The sequence below is a fragment of the Micromonospora sp. WMMA1998 genome, assembly GCF_027497375.1.
Classification (GTDB): domain Bacteria; phylum Actinomycetota; class Actinomycetes; order Mycobacteriales; family Micromonosporaceae; genus Micromonospora; species Micromonospora sediminicola.
The window spans coordinates 432,175-450,158 of the sequence record NZ_CP114911.1 but is presented as its reverse complement, the minus strand read 5'-3'; the positions used below and the strand labels follow the sequence as shown (position 1 = coordinate 450,158).

Annotated in this window: 21 protein-coding genes; 11 read left to right on the top strand and 10 right to left on the bottom strand. The window is 75.1% G+C overall.

Features of this window, described 5'->3' with window-relative positions; translation table 11 throughout:
• Positions 1–23 precede the first annotated feature (23 nt).
• The gene (locus tag O7600_RS02210; protein WP_281592038.1) at positions 24–995 is read left to right on the top strand and encodes an aldo/keto reductase; all 972 of its coding nucleotides are present in this window, start codon (positions 24–26) and stop codon (positions 993–995) included.
• 101 nt (positions 996–1,096) lie between these two features.
• The gene (locus tag O7600_RS02205) at positions 1,097–1,288 is read left to right on the top strand and encodes a DUF5703 family protein (protein ID WP_091575272.1); all 192 of its coding nucleotides are present in this window, start codon (positions 1,097–1,099) and stop codon (positions 1,286–1,288) included.
• A 55-nt stretch (positions 1,289–1,343) separates the two neighbouring features.
• Here O7600_RS02205 and O7600_RS02200 read toward each other — a convergent pair whose 3' ends face one another.
• Entirely contained in the window at positions 1,344–1,997 is a 654-nt protein-coding gene (locus tag O7600_RS02200; protein ID WP_091575275.1) for a hypothetical protein, read from the bottom strand.
• Positions 1,998–2,058: 61 nt separating this feature from the next.
• Positions 2,059–3,378, bottom strand: coding sequence for a M20/M25/M40 family metallo-hydrolase (locus O7600_RS02195; protein WP_281592037.1), 1,320 nt, complete (start codon positions 3,376–3,378; stop codon positions 2,059–2,061).
• Between the two features lie 115 nt (positions 3,379–3,493).
• On the opposite strand from O7600_RS02195, the gene O7600_RS02190 reads away from it, so the two are divergent.
• Genes O7600_RS02190 through O7600_RS02180 form a run of 3 tightly spaced genes read left to right on the top strand, consistent with a single transcriptional unit; the run spans position 3,494 to position 5,402 of the window.
• Positions 3,494–4,111: a hemerythrin domain-containing protein gene (locus O7600_RS02190; protein WP_281592036.1), complete on the top strand. Its 618-nt coding sequence runs from the start codon at positions 3,494–3,496 to the stop codon at positions 4,109–4,111.
• Positions 4,112–4,158: 47 nt separating this feature from the next.
• Entirely contained in the window at positions 4,159–5,145 is a 987-nt protein-coding gene (locus O7600_RS02185) for a LysR family transcriptional regulator (RefSeq protein ID WP_281592035.1), read from the top strand.
• 20 nt (positions 5,146–5,165) lie between these two features.
• A complete protein-coding gene (locus tag O7600_RS02180; protein ID WP_091575286.1) occupies positions 5,166–5,402 on the top strand; it encodes a hypothetical protein in 237 nt (78 codons plus the stop codon).
• A 46-nt stretch (positions 5,403–5,448) separates the two neighbouring features.
• Here the strand turns inward: O7600_RS02180 and O7600_RS02175 are convergent, their stop codons facing one another.
• The 3 genes from O7600_RS02175 to O7600_RS02165 form a co-directional block, all read right to left on the bottom strand.
• Positions 5,449–5,799, bottom strand: coding sequence for a DUF3140 domain-containing protein (locus O7600_RS02175; RefSeq protein ID WP_091575288.1), 351 nt, complete (start codon positions 5,797–5,799; stop codon positions 5,449–5,451).
• Positions 5,799–5,972 (bottom strand): hypothetical protein, encoded by a 174-nt coding sequence (locus O7600_RS02170; RefSeq protein ID WP_157779062.1) that lies wholly within the window; start codon positions 5,970–5,972, stop codon positions 5,799–5,801. Before O7600_RS02170 ends, O7600_RS02175 begins: the two co-directional genes overlap by 1 nt.
• 62 nt (positions 5,973–6,034) lie before the next feature.
• Positions 6,035–8,584 carry an ATP-dependent Clp protease ATP-binding subunit gene (locus O7600_RS02165; RefSeq protein WP_281592034.1) on the bottom strand — a complete coding sequence of 850 codons (2,550 nt, stop codon included), beginning with the start codon at positions 8,582–8,584 and terminating at the stop codon, positions 6,035–6,037.
• A gap of 113 nt (positions 8,585–8,697) precedes the next feature.
• Between O7600_RS02165 and O7600_RS02160 the strand changes: the two genes are divergently transcribed.
• The 5 genes from O7600_RS02160 (at position 8,698) to O7600_RS02140 (ending at position 13,741) form a co-directional block, all read left to right on the top strand.
• Positions 8,698–9,075, top strand: a complete 378-nt coding sequence (locus O7600_RS02160; RefSeq protein ID WP_281592033.1) for a hypothetical protein — start codon at positions 8,698–8,700, stop codon at positions 9,073–9,075.
• A gap of 190 nt (positions 9,076–9,265) precedes the next feature.
• Positions 9,266–9,526 (top strand): hypothetical protein, encoded by a 261-nt coding sequence (locus tag O7600_RS02155; RefSeq protein WP_091575295.1) that lies wholly within the window; start codon positions 9,266–9,268, stop codon positions 9,524–9,526.
• Between the two features lie 9 nt (positions 9,527–9,535).
• Entirely contained in the window at positions 9,536–10,414 is an 879-nt protein-coding gene (locus O7600_RS02150) for a hypothetical protein (RefSeq protein ID WP_281592032.1), read from the top strand.
• On the top strand, positions 10,407–13,079 hold the full coding sequence (locus O7600_RS02145) for an FtsK/SpoIIIE domain-containing protein (RefSeq protein ID WP_281592031.1): 2,673 nt from the start codon (positions 10,407–10,409) through the stop codon (positions 13,077–13,079). The genes O7600_RS02150 and O7600_RS02145 overlap by 8 nt, the downstream gene beginning before the upstream one ends.
• Positions 13,076–13,741, top strand: coding sequence for a hypothetical protein (locus O7600_RS02140; protein ID WP_281592030.1), 666 nt, complete (start codon positions 13,076–13,078; stop codon positions 13,739–13,741). Before O7600_RS02145 ends, O7600_RS02140 begins: the two co-directional genes overlap by 4 nt.
• A gap of 69 nt (positions 13,742–13,810) precedes the next feature.
• Here O7600_RS02140 and O7600_RS02135 read toward each other — a convergent pair whose 3' ends face one another.
• Positions 13,811–15,082 (bottom strand): cupin domain-containing protein, encoded by a 1,272-nt coding sequence (locus O7600_RS02135; protein ID WP_281594050.1) that lies wholly within the window; start codon positions 15,080–15,082, stop codon positions 13,811–13,813.
• A gap of 9 nt (positions 15,083–15,091) precedes the next feature.
• The gene (locus tag O7600_RS02130; protein ID WP_281592029.1) at positions 15,092–15,394 is read right to left on the bottom strand and encodes a hypothetical protein; all 303 of its coding nucleotides are present in this window, start codon (positions 15,392–15,394) and stop codon (positions 15,092–15,094) included.
• Between the two features lie 187 nt (positions 15,395–15,581).
• Here O7600_RS02130 and O7600_RS02125 point away from each other — a divergent pair, with 187 nt between their 5' ends.
• Entirely contained in the window at positions 15,582–16,325 is a 744-nt protein-coding gene (locus tag O7600_RS02125) for a PIG-L deacetylase family protein (RefSeq protein ID WP_281592028.1), read from the top strand.
• A gap of 48 nt (positions 16,326–16,373) precedes the next feature.
• Here the strand turns inward: O7600_RS02125 and O7600_RS02120 are convergent, their stop codons facing one another.
• The 3 genes from O7600_RS02120 to O7600_RS02110 form a co-directional block, all read right to left on the bottom strand.
• Complete coding sequence (locus tag O7600_RS02120; RefSeq protein WP_281592027.1) at positions 16,374–16,802, bottom strand: DUF2267 domain-containing protein; 429 nt, start codon at positions 16,800–16,802, stop codon at positions 16,374–16,376.
• A 5-nt stretch (positions 16,803–16,807) separates the two neighbouring features.
• The gene (locus tag O7600_RS02115; protein WP_091575315.1) at positions 16,808–16,990 is read right to left on the bottom strand and encodes a hypothetical protein; all 183 of its coding nucleotides are present in this window, start codon (positions 16,988–16,990) and stop codon (positions 16,808–16,810) included.
• Positions 16,991–17,074: 84 nt separating this feature from the next.
• Complete coding sequence (locus tag O7600_RS02110) at positions 17,075–17,965, bottom strand: DUF72 domain-containing protein (RefSeq protein ID WP_281592026.1); 891 nt, start codon at positions 17,963–17,965, stop codon at positions 17,075–17,077.
• Between the last annotated feature and the right edge of the window lie 19 nt (positions 17,966–17,984).

The following is a 17,984-nucleotide window of genomic DNA, read 5'->3' as shown; positions in this document are numbered from 1 at the left end:
CGGGTTCGAAATAAGGTTCACGCATGCAACAGCGACCGCTCGGCCGAAGCGGGCTGGCGGTTTCGCGGCTCGCGCTCGGCACCATGACCTGGGGACGGGACACCGACGCCGACGACGCGGCCGCCCAGCTGAAGAGCTACCTCGACGCGGGCGGCAACCTCGTCGACACCGCCGACGTGTACGCCGACGGCGACGCCGAGTCGGTGATCGGCTCCCTGCTGGGCAGCCTGGTGGACCGCGACGAGCTGCTCATCGCCACCAAGGCCGGGCTGCGCCCCGGCAGTGGGCGCCGCCGCGACGGGTCGCGCGGGCACCTGCTGCGGACGCTGGACGCCTCGTTGCGCCGCCTCGGCACCGACCACGTCGACCTGTGGCAGGTCCACGGGTACGACCCGGACACGCCGCTGGAGGAGACGCTCACCGCACTCGACCACGCCGTGTCCAGCGGGAAGGCCCGGTACGTCGGCGTGTCGAACTTCTCCGGCTGGCAGACCGCCCGCGCCGCCGCCTGGCAGGCGGCCTGGCCGGGGCGCGCCCCGGTGGTCGCCGCGCAGGTGGAGTACTCGCTGCTGGAGCGCGGGATCGAGCGGGAGGTGCTGCCGGCCTGCGCCGGGATGGGGCTGGGTGTGCTGCCCTGGTCGCCGCTGGGCCGGGGGGTGCTCACCGGCAAGTACCGCAACGGCCGCCCGGCGGACTCCCGCGCGGTGTCGCCGCACTTCGAGCGCTTCGTGGCCACCTACCTGGAGCCGCGCTGCTCCAGCATCGTGGAGGCGGTGGCGATCGCGGCCGGCGGCCTCGGTGTGTCGCCGCTGGAGGTGGCGTTGGCCTGGGTCCGGGACCGGCCGGGTGTGACCGCGCCGATCCTCGGCGCCCGCACGGTCGGGCAGCTGCTCGGCGCCCTGCAGGTGGAGCGGGTGACGCTGCCGGACGAGATCGTCACCGCGCTGGACGACGTCTCCGCCGTGCCGGTGGGCTACCCCGAGCGCGACGGCTGACCGGCGACCGCCGATGCGGCGTGCGGCGGGTGCGCGCCGGCGCGGCCCGGGTCACCGTCAGGGGGTGGCGGAGGGCCCGCGAGCTGGGCAGCATAGGGGGCATGGACTACGAATACGCGCCGCTGCGGTTGCCGTCGAACGTCGATCGGCTGACCGCCGCGGCGCAGCTGGCGATCCAGGCGGAGTTCTCCGGCTGGGAGTTGGCCCGGGTGCAGCTCTACCGGGACGGCACGCGGCAGGTGCTGTTGCGGCGCCGCCGGGTGAACCAGCCGCAGCCGGGCCTGTCGTACTGACGCCGGCGTCGTCCCGGGGCCGCGCCGCGCGGTGCGGCCCCGGGACGGCCACGGCCTAGTGGGCGTGGTCGTGCTCCTCGTCGAGTTCCAGGAACGGGTGCTCGTCGAGCCGGCCGACCAGCCGGTCGTCGGCGGCCGGCTGGAACGGGCCGACCGGGTCGTCGTCGTCGAACGACTCCAGGTCGACCGGGGTGCCGACCTCGCTGACCATGACCACGCCGTCGAGCGGCTCCAGCTCCGGCACGTCGAGCGCGGACAGCGAGCCGTCGCCGCTCTGCAGCAGCTCCAGCACCGCCTCGCCGACGCCCTCGACCGGCGCCGGCTCGTCCTCCTCGGGGGTGCCCTCCCGGCGGGCCGCCTCGGCCGCCCGCAGCAGCGCGGCGACGCTCGGCACCCGGTAGTCGCGGCGCTGCCGCACCGAGATCACCCGGGGGTGCGGATCGGTGGGCTCGCCGCCCTCGACGGCGCCGAAGCGCTCGTCCGCCTCGTCCGGGTCGATCGACTCCACGTCCCAGGGCGTCACCTCGCCGAACGCGTCGAGCAGCTGCTCGTCGTAGGCGAACGAGGCGTTGTTCAACGCCACGTACGCCTGCCAGACGGCGTCGTCGTCGATCCGGCCCTGGGCGGCCCGGACGGCGGCCAGGTGGGCGCGGGCGGCGTCGATCACGCGCTCGAGGGCGGCGTCCAGCTCACCGTGCTGGTCGGTCATGTGAGGCAGTCCCTTCGCGATGGGGGGAGGTTCCGCGCCGGCGGCGCCGCGGTGGGCGCGGTCAGCAGTTGCGGAGGAAGCGGTCGAGAACCCGCACGCCGAACTGTAGTCCGTCCAGCGGAACCCGCTCGTCGATGCCGTGGAACAGGCCGGAGAAATTGAGATCGGCGGGCAGCCGCAGCGGCGCGAAGCCGAAGCAGCGGATGCCGAGCTGGGAGAACGCCTTGGCGTCGGTGCCGCCGGAGAGCATGTACGGCACCGGGTGGGCGCCCGGGTCCTCGGCGCGCAGCGCGGCCGACATCTGCGCCACCAGGTCGCCGTCGAACGTGGTCTCCAGCGCCGGCTGGCGCTGGACGTACTCGATGGCGATGTCCGGCCCGACCAGCTCGCGCAGCTGCCGCTCCAGCTCCTCGCTCTGCCCGGGCAGGCTGCGGCAGTCGATGGTGGCGGTGGCCCGGCCGGGGATGACGTTGTCCTTGTAGCCGGCGGCGAGCCGGGTCGGGTTGGCGGTGTTGCGGATCGTGGCGCCGATGATGTTGGCGATCGGGCCGAGCTTCGCGATCGCCGTCTCCGGGTCGTCCGGGTCGATCTCGATGCCGAGGACGTCGGAGACCTCGGCCAGGAACGCCCGTACGGTGTCGGTCATCACCACCGGGAAGCGGTGCCGGCCGACCCGGGCGACCGCCTCGGCGAGCGCGGTCACCGCGTTGTCGTCGTGCACCATCGAGCCGTGGCCGGGCCGCCCCCTGGCGTGCAGGCGCAGCCAGTCGATGCCCTTCTCGGCGGTCTCGATCAGGTAGAGCCGGCGCTGCTCGTCGACCGAGTAGGAGAAACCACCGACCTCACCGATCGCCTCGGTGCAGCCGTCGAACAGGTCGCGGTGCCGCTGGGTCAGGAAGTGCGCGCCGTAGTCGCTGCCGGCCTCCTCGTCGGCGGTGAACGCGAGCACCACGTCGCGCCGGGGGCGGACGCCGGTGCGCTGCCAGTCACGCACCACGGCCAGCACCATGGCGTCGAAGTCCTTCATGTCGATCGCGCCGCGGCCCCACAGGTAGCCGTCGCGGATCTCGCCGGAGAACGGGTGCACCGACCACTCGTCGGGGTCGGCGGGCACCACGTCGAGGTGGCCGTGCACCAGCAGCGCGTCGCGTCCCGGCTCGGTGCCGGCGATCCGGGCGACCAGGTTGGCCCGCCCGGGCGCGGACTCGTGGATCTCGGCGTCCACACCGACCTCGGCGAGCTTCTCCGCGACGTACTCCGCGGCGCGCCGCTCCCCCACGCTGGTGTCGTTGTCCCCGGTGTTGGTGGTGTCGATGCGCAGCAGGTCGCGGCAGAGGTCCACGACCTCGTCGGTGGGCTCGGGTCGGGCGGAGGTCGTCATCGCTTCCTTATACCAGCCGGGCGGGACCCGACGGCCGGCGCGGTGCGCGCCGGTTTCGCGCCACGCGCGACCGGGTAACGCCGAACATCGATTCCGCAGTCCCGAGGAGGGCACCATGACCGTCCCCCTGCCGCCGTTGCCGCCGGCCGCCGACGACGCGTACCGGCCGGGTGGGCGGAGCCTGGCCGACCTCGTGGACGCCGAGCACCGCGCGCTGCTCGGGCTGGCCGACCAGGTCACCGATCCGACGCTGGACGCGGCCGGCCGCCGCGCCGTGCTCGACGTGCTCACCGCCGCGGTGTCGCGGCACCTGTCCGCCGAGGAGCAGTACCTGTTCCCGGCGGCCCGCGCCGCGGTGCCGGAGAGCGAGGAGCTGGTCGCGCGGGAGATCGAGGCCGACGCCGCCCTGCTCACCGCGTTGAAGGCGCTGTCCGGTCCGGACGACCCGACGGTCGCCGAGGTGGCCGAGCGGGTACGCCGGCACGTCAGCCGGGTCGCCGCCCTGGTCACGCCGCTGCGGGAGGTGGCCAGCGACGCCGAGCTGATCCGGCTGGGCAACCGGTGGGAGATCGCCGAGGAGGCCGCGCCGACCCGGCCGCACCCGGGCACGCCGGCCACCCCGCCCTGGAACAAGATCGTCGAGCCGGCGGTGGGCGTGCTGGACAAGGTGCGCGACGCGGTGAGCGGTCGGCGTACCCGGTTGGCCGACCTGGAGCACCGCCGCGACGCCTGAGCCGATCGCCCCTTCCGCACACCGGTTCGTGGTCCTACCGTCACCCTATGAATCTGGAGCTGCGACACCTGCGTGTGGTCTGCGCGATCGCGGAGACGGGGAGCGTCACCAAGGCCGCCTCCACGCTCGGCCTGGCCCAGCCGGCGCTGACCGCCCAGCTCCAGCGGATCGAGCGGGCGCTCGGCGGGCCGCTGTTCGAGCGGGACCGGCGCGGCGCCCGCCCCACCGCGCTGGGCGAGCTGGTGCTGGACCGGGCCCGGGTGCTGCTGCCGGCGATGAAGGGCCTTCAGGACGAGGCGGCGCGGCTGGCCGGCGCGGGTGATCCGCTGCGCCGTTACCGGTTCGGTGGGGTGAACAGCCCGATCCTGGGCCGCCTGGTGCACCGGCTCGCCGCCGAGCGTCGCGACGTGCAGATCACCACGTACGCCTCCTGGTCGGTGGACGAACTCGCCCAGATGGTCGGCGGTGGGCGGCTCGACTTCGCGTTGACCGGCGTGTGCGGCGACGCGGCGCCGTCGGCGGTGTTCGGGTTGAGCTGGCGGGAGGTGGCCGTCGACCCGGTCTTCGTGCTGCTGCCGCAGACCCACCCGCTGGCCGGCCGGTGCGAGATCGACCTGGTCGACCTGCGCCGGGAGCAGTGGGTGGCGGCGCCGGGCGACGGCTGCTTCGGCGACTGCTTCGCCGCCGCCTGCTCCCGCGCCGGTTTCACCCCGCGCAAGGTCTACGAGGCGGACGTGCGGGCCGCCCTGGACCTGGTGGACGCGGGCGAGGCGGTGGCGCTGTGCCAGGCCACCTTCCGCCCGGTCGCCGGCCTGGTCACCCGCCGGCTGGCCGGTACGCCGCTGCGCTGGCGGCTGCTGTTCGGCTGGCATCCGGACGCGCCCGCCGCGGCGGTGGCCGAGCCGGTGCTGGAGAGCGCGGTGGCGGCGTACACCGACGCGCTGGCCCACCATCCGGACTATCTGACCTGGCTGCTGGCCCATCCGGACTTCGGGGTGCAGGCGACCGGGTCGGGCGGGGTGCGAACCGCCTGAACGCGGGTATCACCGCCGGCATGACTGATCTGTATCCGGCCGCCGACGAGCGGGAGCTGCTGCGCCAGGCGGCCACCGCGCACACCGCCGCCGCCGCCGACGTGGAGGCGTTCCTGCGCCGGTTGCCGGAGGTGCCGGACCCGGCGGACGTCACCGAGTACGCCAACCTGCTCAGCCGCGAGGAGCGGGCCCGCGCGGACCGGCAGGCCGCGGCGGACGCGGCCGGCCTGTTGCTGCCCAGCCTGGAGTCGGAGTAGACGCCGGTGCCCGGGCGGTCGTCCGCCCGGGCACCGCCGCGTCCGCTCAGCGTTCGACCAGCACGTCGTGACCCAGGTCGAGAAGCGCGTGCCGCCACTCGTCGTCTGCGTTGCCCCGGCGCGGCTTCTGCTCGCTGAGCTCCCGGATCCGGGTGATCGCGTCCCGCATCACCTCGATGTCCTCCGGCGTCAGGTCCACCTTGCGTTTGCGCAGCACGGCGAGGATCTGCCGGCCCGGTTCGGGCAGGTCCAGGTCCGGGTCCGGGCCGAACGCCTCCTCCCCCGACCCGCGGGTCAGCAGCCACTGCCGCAACTGCTCGGAGGGAACGTTCACCTCGGCGTGGAAGTCGTCCCAGATCACCTCGACCTCGGGGTCGAGTCGCGCCTCGCGTACCATCACGCCTCCTCTCCCGGCGACGGCCCGGACACCTCCGGCTCGCCCTCGCCCTCCGGTCTCTGCTGGGTCAGTCCCTCCGGCGGCACCCGGACCCGGGACGGGTTGGCGGTCGGGGCCACCGTGATCGGTTCGCCGGCCGCGGTGTCCTCCCGGGTCTCCTCGGGCTCGGTCATGTCCGCCCTCCGATCCGTCGGCGACGGGCCGCGCCGGCCCGTCGGGGATGGGCCGTCCCCCCTCACCGGGGGTGGGACGTGGTGGCGGCCGTGTAGCCGCGCTCGCCGGCGGACACCTCGAAGACGAGTTGGTCGTCCCGGGCGTCCACGGTGACCTTCTGCCCCGGTGAGATCTGGTTCTCCAGCAACATCCGGGACAGCCGGTTGTCGACCTCGCGCTGGATCACCCGGCGCAGCGGGCGGGCGCCGAACTCCGGCTGGTAGCCGTGCTCGGCGAGCCAGTCGACGCCGGCGGTGCAGAACTCGACCTGGATGTCCTGGGCGTGCATCCGGCGGCGGGTCTCCTCCAGCAGCAGGCCGGTGATCTGCCGCAGCTGCTCGGCCTCCAGCCGCTGGAAGATGATGACCTCGTCGATGCGGTTGAGGAACTCCGGCCGGAAGTTCTCCTGCAACCGGCGCATCAGCCGTTCCCGCAGCTCGGTGGACTCCTGCTCGCCGGGCTCGCCGGTGGCGAAGCCGACGGTGCGCTGGGTGCCGGTGATCAGCTCCGAGCCGAGGTTGCTCGTCATGATCAGCACGGTGTTCTTGAAGTTCACCGTCCGGCCCTGGCTGTCGGTGAGCCGCCCGTCGTCGAGCACCTGGAGCAGGATGTTGAACACATCCGGGTGGGCCTTCTCGATCTCGTCCAGCAGCACCACCGCGTACGGGCGGCGGCGGACCGCCTCGGTGAGCTGACCGGCCTCCTCGTAGCCGACGTACCCGGGCGGGGCGCCCACCAGCCGGCTGACCGTGTGCCGCTCCTGGAACTCGCTCATGTCCACCCGGACCATCCGGTCCGCCTCGCCGAACAGCGCCTCGGCGAGCGCGCGGGCCAGCTCGGTCTTGCCGACGCCGGTGGGGCCGAGGAACAGGAAGCTGCCCATCGGCCGGTTCGGGTCGGCCAGGCCGGTACGGGAGCGGCGCACCGCCTCGGCCACCGCGCTGACCGCGTCGTCCTGCCCGATCACCTTCTCGTGCAGGTGCCCCTCCAGGCGCAGCAGCCGGTCGCGTTCCTCCTCGGTGAGCTGGTTGACCGGGATGCCGGTGGCCCGGGAGACCACCTCGGCGATCTCCTTCGGCCCGACCTCGGGCACGTGGTTGGGTCCCTCGTCGCCGCGGGCGCGGCGGATCTGGTCCTCCAGCTCGGCGAGCCGGTCGCGCAGCGAGGAGGCCCGCTCGTACTGCTCGTCGGAGACGGCCTGCTCCTTGTCCCGGCGTACCTCGTCGAGCTGCTGCTCCAGCTCGCGCACGTCGGAGGCGGGGGTGCGGGTGCGCAGCCGGACCCGGGCGCCGGCCTGGTCGATCAGGTCGATCGCCTTGTCCGGCAGGAACCGGTCGGTGACGTACCGGTCGGACAGCTCCCCGGCGGCGACCAGCGCCTCGTCGGTGAACCGGACCTGGTGGTGGGCCTCGTAGCGGTCGCGCAGGCCGCGCAGGATGGCCACGGTGTCCTCGACGGTCGGCTCGGGCACCAGCACCGGCTGGAACCGCCGGGCCAGCGCGGCGTCCTTCTCGATGCTGCGTCGGTACTCGTCCAGCGTGGTCGCGCCGATCACCCGCAGTTCCCCGCGGGCGAGCGCCGGTTTGAGCATGTTGGACGCGTCCATCCCGCCCTCGCTGCCGGCGCCCCCGGCGCCGACCAGGGTGTGGATCTCGTCCAGGAAGATGATCAGCTCCTCCCGGTGGGCGCGGATCTCGTCGATGACCTTCTTCAGGCGTTCCTCGAAGTCGCCCCGGTAGCGGGTGCCGGCCACCAGGCCGGCCAGGTCGAGCTGGATGACGCGCTTGCCGATCAGCGTCTGCGGCACGTCGCCGTCGCAGATCCGCTCGGCCAGCCCCTCGACGATCGCGGTCTTGCCGACCCCGGCCTCGCCGATGAGCACCGGGTTGTTCTTGGTCCGCCGGGACAGGATCTCCACCGCCTGCTCGATCTCGTCGGCGCGGCCGATCACCGGGTCGATCTGGTCCATCCGGGCCAGCTCGGTGAGGTCCTGCCCGTACTGGTCGAGCGTGGGGGTGCCCCGGTCCGGGCGGGGGCCGTTGGCCGCGCCGCGTTCGGCGCTGGCCGCCTGCAACGACTCGGGTTGGATCCGGCCGGCAGCGAGCATCCGGCCGGCCGGCGATTCGGGGTTCAGCGGCAGCGCCATCAGGATGTGCTCGGGCCCGATGTAGTTCGCGCCCATGGCCCGGGAGAGCTGGTGGGCGTCCAGCAGCGCCCGCTTGGCCGCCGGGGTGAGCGACAGGTTCGGCGGCACCTCGCCCCGGGGCGCGCCCTCACCGCGCCCGCCGAGCGCGTTGACCAGCGCGTCCGGGTCGGCGCCGGCGCGGCGGACCAGGTCCCGCAGCGGCTCGCGCTGCAACGCCGCCCAGAGCAGGTGGTCGGTGTCCAGGTCGTTGCTGTGCTTCTGGGCGGCCCGCCGGGCCGCGTCGGCCAGCATCTCCCGCGCGTCGGCGGTCATCAGGCGGGTGATGTCCACCCGGTGGGCCGGTCGGCGTCCCCCCTCGCCCCGGCCGAAGTAGCGGGCCAGGAACTCGTCCCACGGGTCGTTGCCGAAGTCACCGGGTCCCATCATCTTCGTCCTCCGCAGTCGGTCGGCACGGCCGGGACGCGACAGGGCGCGGCACGGTCGGCGGTGGCTACCCGGCGGTCGGCGCGACAAACGCGGACGGATGGCAGGCTGGGGTCATGGAGAGCAGACCGCTGCTGGTCGTCGACGGCGCGAACGTGGTGGGCTCGCGCCCGGACGGCTGGTGGCGGGACCGGGCCGGCGCGGCGACGCGGCTGCGCGACGCGCTGGCGCCGCTGGCCGGCGCCGGAGTGCCGCCGGAGCTGCCACCCCCGGTGCAGGTGGTGCTGGTGGTGGAGGGGGCGGCCCGGCACGTGGCCCCGACGGACGGGGTCGACGTGGTGTCCGCGCCCGGTTCCGGCGACGACACGGTGGTCGAGCTGGTGGCCGCCGCGCCGGAGCGCCGGCGGGTGGTGGTCACCGCCGACCGGGAACTGCGCGCGCGGGTGAGCGCGCTCGGCGCGGAGGTGCGCGGGCCGCGCTGGCTCGGCCGCTGACCGTCGACGCCGGTCCCGGCGTCGGGACCCGCGCGTCCGCCGACGGGACCGGACGCCCCGCCCCGACGCGGTCTTCGCGCACGTCAGGGCCCCAATCGGACACTCGGGCAGGAACGGCGCGAGGGTGGATGTTCGTCCACCCGTCGGGATGAGTTGTAATGGAGATCTCCCTTGCCCCCAGGAGGTCCCCGTGGCGAGCGTCGCCGAGCTGAAGGCCGCCATCGATGTCGCTCTCCAGCAGATCGGTGACGGGCAGACAGCGGTGCAGGCGGCCGGCGAGAAGCTGGCCGAGGCGCAGCAGACCCTGGCCGGCGCGCTGGAGGGCAGCGGCCACGAGACGGTCGAGGCGGCCCAGTCGTCGCTGACCCAGGCCAGCCAGGAGCTGGAGGAGTGTCTCGCCGCGACGCTGGTGGCGGTGGAGCAGGCACAGCTCTACGTCGCGACGCTCTGAGGGCCGGACGTGTCCATCGTCGAGGACATCGGCGCGCAGGTCCGCGCCGCCGCCGAGGAACTGCCGCTGGGCCAGCTCGCCTTCGCCCTGGAGAAGCTGGGCCAGGCCGAGGAGCGGCTGCGCTGGGTGCGCCAGGAGTCGGCCGACCCGATGGGGGTCCCGGAGCTGACCTCGGCGACCGAGCACGCGGAGACCGCCGGCTACGCGCTGCGCGTGGCGCAGGAGCAGCTCACCGCGTATCTGGCCGCGATCGGGCTGGCCGCCGACGGCGCGCCGCCGGCGCCGCCGGGTGAGCGGCGGCCCCGGCACGACGCGCCGCGTGGCGAGGCGCCGCCGGTGCCCGGCGCGGCCGCGGAGCCGGACGAGCCGCCGGCCGTGCGGCGCTGGTGGGCGGTCCGGGTGGCGGAGCTGACCGGCGGACGCGAGGGCGCCCCGGACGAGCCGGACGAGCGCGTCGACGACGCCCGCGAGCTGCTGCGCCGGGTGGTCCTCGGGATCCGCTCCGGCGACCGGGACCGGCTGCACCGGGAGCTGCGCCGGGCGCACGCCGACGTCGGGCTGGGACTGGCCGCGATCGCCCCGCCGATGCTGCGCGACCTGGCCGGCGAGTTGCTCGGCCACCCGCCCCGGTCCGACGACCTGGCCCGGCTGCGGCGCGAGCTGGACGGGCGGGTCCGCGACCTGCTGCCCGGGCTGCCGCCGGCGGTGCTGGACACCCTGCTCACCCGGGTCTGCCGGATGCCCCCGCCGCGCCGCGACGACGGCCAGGAGCAGCCGCACGCGGCCGACCCGGCGGTCACCGCCGGCGTGCTCACCGGCGTGCTGCTCGACCGGCTCGGCCGGGACCTGCCCAGGGAGACCGACGAACGGGAGCCGTCGCGTGGCTGACGTCCGCGCCCAACTGGTGACGCGGGTCCGGGGCATGCTCTCCGACGCCCTGGGCGCCACCCGTACCCGGCTCGCCGCCGCCGAGGCCGACCTGACCGCCGGCCGGGACCGGCTGGCCCGGACCCGGCGCGCCGCCGCGGCCGTGCCCGACCGGGTGGGCGCGGCCCGCGACCGGCGGCTCGCCGAGATCGACGCCCGGCACTCCGCCCGCCTGGCCGAGCTGGCCCGCCGCGCCGCCGCCGCGGCGCAGCAGGAGGCCCCCGGCGCGGCGTCCGCGCCCTGGGACCGGTGGCAGCCGACGCCCGCCGGCCGGGCCGAGCCGCCCGGCGCGGTGCGGATCGGCACGGTACGCCTCACCGGCGCCGAACCGGTGCCGGCGCTGGTCCCGCTGCTCGACGCCGGGCACGCGCACCTGGCCGGCGGTGACCCGGCCGGGCTCGCCGCGGTGGTGCCGGCGCTGCTGCTGCGCGCGGTGGGCCGGGCCGACCCGGGCGGGGTGCGCCTGCACGGCTACGACCCGGAGCACCTGGGCGGCGGACTGGCCGGGTTCGCTCCGCTGGGCACCGCCGGCCTGCTCACCTTCGTCGGCCCGGGCGGCCTGGGCCGGCTGCTCGACGACCTGGTGGAGCAGATCCGCCGGATCAACGCCACGGTGCTGGCCGGGGAGTACGCCTCGCTGCGCGAGCTGGCAGCCGCCACCGGCCGACGCCCGGAGCCGTGGCGGGTGGCGGTGCTACTCGGCGGCGACGAGCTGTCCCGCCACGAACGCGGCCAGCTCGACCGGGTGGTGCGTACCGGGGCCGCGTGCGGCGTGCACCTGGTGGTCCGGGGCATCGATCTACCCGACGACCGGACCGTCACCCGGGTCGTGGTCGACCCGGACGACGCCCGGATCGCCGGGCTGCCGGTGGTGCTCGACGACCCGCCCCCGCCGGCGCTGGTCACCGAGACCTGCCGGGCGGTCGCCTCCCGGGTGGCCGCCGGGCCACCGCCGACGCCCTTCACCGACCTGCTGCCCCCGCCGGAGGACTACTGGCGGGAGGACTCGGCGCACGGGCTCAGCGCGCCGATCGGCGAGGGCCCGCACGGGCGGCCGGTCCTGCTCACCCTCGGCGACTACCCGCCGCACGCGTTGATCGGCGGTCCGTCCGGCACCGGCAAGACCAACCTGATCTTCGCCTGGATCGGTGCGCTCGCCGCCCGCTACTCCCCCGCCGAGCTGGAGTTCTATCTGCTCGACTTCAAGGAGGGGGTGTCCTTCGCCCGGTTCGCCCAGGGCCGGCGGGACCCGAGCTGGCTGCCGCACATGCGGCTGGTCGGGATCAACGTCAACACCGACCGGGAGTTCGGCCTGGCCCTGCTGCGCTTCCTCGCCGAGGAGCTGCGCCGACGGGCCGACGCGGCCAAGAAACACGAGGTCACCAAGCTGGCCGAGCTGCGCGCGGTCGACCCGACCGGCCACTGGCCGCGGATCGTCGCCGTGGTCGACGAGTTCCAGGCGCTGCTCGCCGGCCGGGACGTGGTCGCCCGGGAGGCCGCCGACCTGCTGGAGGACCTGGCCCGGCGGGGCCGCTCGCAGGGCATCCACCTGGTGCTCGCCTCGCAGGACGTGCGCGGCATCGAGGCGCTGTGGGGCCGCCCCGCCCTGGTCGCCCAGTTCACGCTGCGCATCGCGCTGCCCAAGGCGCTGCGCATCCTGGCCGAGCGCAACGACGCCGCGCAGTCGCTGCCCCGCCACCACGCCGTGGTCAACGCCGAGTCGGGCCTGACCGAGGGGAACGAGGTGGCCCGGATCCCGTCGGCCAGCGACTGGGAGACGTGGAGCGAGTTGCAGCACCGGCTGTGGCGGATGCGCCCGCAGGACGCCTCGCCGGCCCGCCTCTTCGACGGCGACGCCATCCCGCGGCTGACCGAGGCGCCGGACTTCCGTGCGCTGAGCGCGCCCGAGCAGGGGGTGCCCCGCAGCCCGGTGGCGCTGCTCGGCGAGATCATCGACGTGCAGTCCCGGTCGGCCGCGCTGCGGCTGCCCCGGGCGCCCGGGCGGAACCTGGCCGTGCTGGGCACCCGGATCGACGAGGCGTGCGCGGTGCTCGACGCCGCCGCCCGCTCGCTGGCCCGCCAGTACCGCCCCGGCACCGCCCGGTTCTCCATCGCCTGCCTCGACCAGGACGCCGACCCGGCCGCCCGCGCGCTGTACGAGGACCTGGCCGGCGACGCGTCCTGGTACGACGAGGAGACCGTCGCCGAGCTGATGGCCGAGGTCGGTGACGGGCTAGGCGCGCCGGGCGCCGCGCGGACGCCGCACTTCCTGCTGCTGTTCGCGGTGGACGCGGCGGCCGGCGCGCTGGCCGGCAAGGCCGGCACCCGGACCGGCCTGGAGCAGCTGCGCCGGATCCTGCACGACGGGCCGGAACGGCGCACCCACGTGCTGGCCTGGTGGCGCGGTGTGGCGCGGATGCGCGTCGACCTGGGCGGCGCCGGCGCCCGCACCGACCAGATCGGCGCCTGGGTGGCGCTCGACGTGCAGGGCGGTGAGCTGAGCGCGTCGCTCTACCCGGGCAGCGGCGGGCCGGACTGGTATCCCCGGCCGTGGCGCGGTCTCTACTTCGACCGCGCGGTGCACCGCACCGGACAGGTGATCATCCCTTATGGTCCCACCCGATGAACGAACCGGTCTCCAGTGAGACGTACAGCGCGCAGATCCGCCGGCTCGCCGAGCTGACCGCCCGGGTGTCCGCGCAGCGGGCCGAGGCGCACACCTGGTACGCCGAGCAGGTGGCCGCCGCCGACCGGGCGGTGGCCGACGCGGCCGAGCAGGTCCGGCAGGCCCAGGCGGAGGTCGCCGAGGCGCGGCGGATGGTCGACCGGGTGGACGGCGAGGTCACCCACCTGTGGGGGCAGTTGCGCGCCCGGCTCGGCGTGCGCCGCCTGGGTGACCCGCCCGGGCCGACCCGGGACGCCGCCGGTGACCCGGTGCCGCTGCTGCGCGGCGTGCGGGAACTGCTGGAGCGGACCGGCCAGCCGGGTGAGCTGCCCGGCGCGGTGAACCCGCTGCTGATCGCGTGCGGCGTCGGGGGCGCGTTGGTGGCGTTCCTGCTGGGGCTCGGGGCGCGGGCGTTGGGGGCGGGTTCGGGCGGCGACCTGGCGGTCGGGTTGCCGGTGCTGGCGCTGGTGGTGACGCTGCTCGGCCCGCTCGTCGGGTTGGCGCCGGCCCGGCTGCTGGCCGACCGTCGGCACGCGGTGCTGACCCCCCGCCCGATGATCCTGGTGGCGGCCAGTGGCCTGGCCACCACCCTGCTCCTGCTGGTGGTCACCTACACCCGCTGACCGCGCCGTCGATCATGAGGTCGGCGGCGTGACACGCCGTCGTCGACGCCGCCAACCTCATGGTCACTGTCAGGCGGGGACCAGGACGGCCTCCTTGAGCAGGCGACGCACCAGGACCAGGCGGTCGGCGTCGTCGTCGAGGCCGGGCAGGTCGCCGACCCGGGTCGCCTCGCCGGTGAGCAGCGCGCGCAGCGCCGGCTCACAGGTGCCGGGCAGGGTGAGCGTCCGGTCGAACAGGCGCAGGACGACGGTCCCGTCGCCGGTGGGGGCGAGCTGCCAGCGCGACCCGGCCCGGACCGCCACCCGGCTGTCCGGGTCCAGCCGCGCCAGCGCCTCGGCCTGCGCGAGGGGGCGGATCGGCGCCGGCCGGGCGGCCGGCCAGACCCGGGCCCGCAGGCGCGCGGCCACCGCCGCCGGATCGGCGCGCAGCAGCCAGTCGCGCAGCGCCTCGACGGTCTCGGTCAGTTCCGGTTCGATCGCGTCCGGGTCGGCCAGGTCGATCCCGAACGGCAGGTCGGCGCGTAGCCGGGCGTCCTCGGCGGCCAGGCCGAGCAGTTCCTCCACCACGGCGTAGCGGGTCAGTGCCCGGATGCCCACGGTCAGGTGCAGCGAGCTGGACTCCTGCGCCTGCGCGCTGTGCAGCCAGCCGCGCGGCAGGTAGAGCGCGTCGCCCGGCTCCAGCACCACGTCCAGCGCGGGCCGGCCGTCGGCGGTGGCGGCGACCTCGTCGGCCCGACCGCCCCACGGCTGGCGCTCCAGCGGGTCGACCAGCACCGGCGGGTGGATCCGCCAGTGCTTGCGCCCGTCGACCTGGAGCACGAAGACGTCGTGCGTGTCGTAGTGGGTGGCGAAGCCCTGACTGCCGGCCGGGGTCAGGTAGGCGTTGACCTGCAACGGCTGCGCCAACGCGGCGCCCAGGTCACGGGTGAAGTCGACGAGCGCCGGCCAGGTGCGGTGCAGGCCCTGGAGCACCAGGGTGGCGCCGTCGGCGTAGAGCGCCAGCACCTTCTCGTCCAGCACCTGGTCGCCGATCTCGGCGCCGGCGCCACCGCCGCCGGTGTAGCGCGCCGCCGGCACGAGCTGGCCGTCCTTGGCCACCCGCAGGAACGGGGTACGCAGACCGCGCCGGCTGAGCAGGTCGTCGGCGTCGGCCGGGCTCAGCAGGTCGGTGAAGCCGTGCGGGTTGGGCAGCTCGGCGGCCCGGGACAGCAGCGGGCTGCGCCCCCAGTGGTCGGCGGCGAACTTGGCCGGCTCGACGGAGACGCAGCGCGCCAGCGCCTCGACGGCGGAGAGCGGAACCGCCGGGCGGCCGTGGCCACCCGGCGGGTCGACGTACGTCATGGTCATGCGTCAGGCGCTGCCGTCGGCGCCGCCGTCGTGCTGGCCGGGGGTCGCGCCGCCGTCGGCCGGGCCCTCCGCGCTGCCGTCCGCGCCACCGTCGTGCTGACCGGGGGTCGCGCCGCCGTCGGCCGGACCCTCCGCACCGCCGTCCGCGCCACCGTCCTGCTGACCCGGGGTCGCGCCGCCGTCGGCCGGACCCTCCGCACCGCCGTCCGCGCCACCGTCCTGCTGACCCGGGGTGGCACCGCCGTCGGCCGGGCCCGCCAGGCCGCCGCCGCCGCTGGTCTGGATGTCGTCGTCGTTCAATGCCATGGGTGCTCCCTCGGTGTGCCGCCCCGCGCGTTCCGGGGTCCGTGTGCAGCGGGTGGTACCCCACGCCCGATCTTCTCTAACCACACGGTAGACGCCCGGACCCGGCCGTACGGACGGTTCTCGCCGGTAGGCGGCCGACGCCGGCGGGTGCCAGGATGGCGGGAGGAGACGCGCGAGGAGGTGCGAGGTGGCGCAGCCGGAACCGCTCACGCCGCTGGCCGAGGACTGGCAGCGGGCGTTGGCCGTGGTGGCGCACCCGGACGACCTGGAGTTCGGCGCCGCCGCGGCGGTCGCCCGGTGGACCGGGCAGGGCAAGGAGGTCGTCTACTGCCTGCTCACCAGCGGTGAGGCGGGCATCGACGGGATGGCGCCGGAGCGCAGCCGGGTGCTGCGCGAGGAGGAGCAGCGCGCCTCGGCCGCCGTGGTGGGGGTGTCCGCCGTCGAGTTCCTCGGCCTGCCCGACGGGCTGCTGGAATACGGTGTTCCGCTGCGCCGGGCGATCGCCGGGGTGGTCCGCCGGCACCGGCCGGACGTGGTGCTCACCAACAACTTCCGGGAGACCTGGGACGGGGCGTACGCGCTGAACCAGGCCGACCACATCGCCTGCGGCCGGGCCACGCTGGACGCGGTCCGCGACGCCGGCAACCGGTGGATCTTCCCGGAGCAGCTCACCGACGGCACGCAGCCGTGGTCGCGGGTACGCGAGGTGTGGGCGGCCGGGTCGCCGGTGGCCCGGCACGGGGTGGACGTGACGGACACCTTCGCGCGCGGGGTGGACTCCCTGCGGGCGCACGGGGCGTACCTGAGCGGGCTCGGTGACGGCGGCTTCGACGCCGAGGAGTTCCTGGAGGGGATGGCCCGCCCGGCCGGTAGCCGGCTCGGCACGCGGTTCGGCGCCGCGTTCGAGGTCTTCCAGATCAACCTCCAGTAGGGCGGCCCGCCCCGCCGAGGGGGCGGGACGGGCCGGCGACGGGTCGGGTCAGGGAATGAGCTGATCCAGGCCCCGCGGCATGGTCGACTTCACGTCCTGCCACTCCCCCTGCGTGACGTGCCGGCGCAGCGTGTCCAGCACGACCTGCACCACCCGCTGGGCGCCGCCCTCGACGTCGTACGGGAAGCCCTGGCGGACCTCGTAGAGGAAGTCGTCGCGGTTGAGCTTGATCGGCACGTCCTGCGGCTGCCAGCCGTCGAAGTAGATGCCGCGCACCAGCACCGGCAGCTGCTGGGCGAACTCGACGCTCTCCTGCACCGGCAACCGGTCGCGCAGCAGGTGCAGCACCGTGCGCAGCGCCGCGTAGGACTGGTTGCGCCGCTCCGGCGGCCAGCCGTACGCCGACTCGATCTCCTTGAGGATCACGTTCGTCTTGTCCAGCGAGGACTCGAACGCGGACACCAACTGCTCCGCCATCTGTCTCACCCCCGTACGTCGGTCTCCCAGCGGCGGTCGTCGGCGCGCCGGGGTGGCCCGCTGGGACCCCGCCACAGCCGGGTCGGACTGAACCGGCCGGGCCGTTCGCCCCGCCGCGGCGCGTCGGAGTTGCCGACCACGTGCAGTACGCCACCGCGGCGTCGGTCCGCCACCACCCGTACCGTCATGACCCACCTCCTCGTCGCGGCGCCTCCACCGGCGGCGGAGGAGCGCACACGGTCCATGTTGCGGCGAGGGCGGGTGAGCGGGCCTCACCCGTACCGGGTGAGACGCCAGGTGTCCAGCAGGCCGGCGAGGGTAGCGGCGTTGCGCTGGGCGTAGTCCCGGTAGCAGTTGTTCATCAGCACGTGCGTCTGCTCGGCCTGGCCGGCAAGCTCGCGCAGCTTGGGCGCCCAGTCGCGCAGCTCGCGGTCGGAGTAGTCGTAGCCGAACTTCTCGTGGATGTCCTTGCTGGTCCACTTGTCGCTGTGCCCGTGGAAGCGGACCACGGCGAGGTCGGCGGTGGCCGTCAGCACCGGGGGTACGGACGACCGGTGTCCCTGCGGCATGTCCACGCAGACGAACGGCAGCTCGTGCTCGCGCAGGAAGCCGAGCGTCTCCTCGGCGTTGTCGCCGTCGAACCAGGAGGCGTGCCGGAACTCGACGACCGGACGCAGCGGGGCGCAGCGCCGCGCCACCTCCAGCAGGTACTGCTTGTTGTCCCGCTTGATGGTGAACCAGGGCGGGAACTGGAACAGCAGCGCGCCCAGCTTGCCGGCGTCGACCAGCGGGTCGAGGGCCGACAGGAACCGCGTCCAGACCTCCTCGTACGCCTGCGCCGGCAGGTCGTCCGGGTAGACGTTGCGTTTGTCGGTGTCCGGCCGCAGGTCCTTGTAGAGCGCGGACACCCGGGTCGGGTGGCCGGTCAGCAGGCTGAACGCCTTGACGTTGAAGGTGAAGCCGGGCGGGGTGCGCTCCGCCCAGAGCCGCGCGGTCCGCTCGGCCGGCGGCGAGTAGTAGGTGGCGTCCACCTCGACCAGCGGGAACCGGCGGGCGTAGTAGGCCAGCCGCTTCTCCGGCGTGTCGGCGCTCGCCGGGTACCAGCCGGAGTCGAGCAGGGTCCGGTCGGTCCAGGAGGCGGTGCCCACCTTGATCTCACCCATGGGACCGACCGGTGACCCG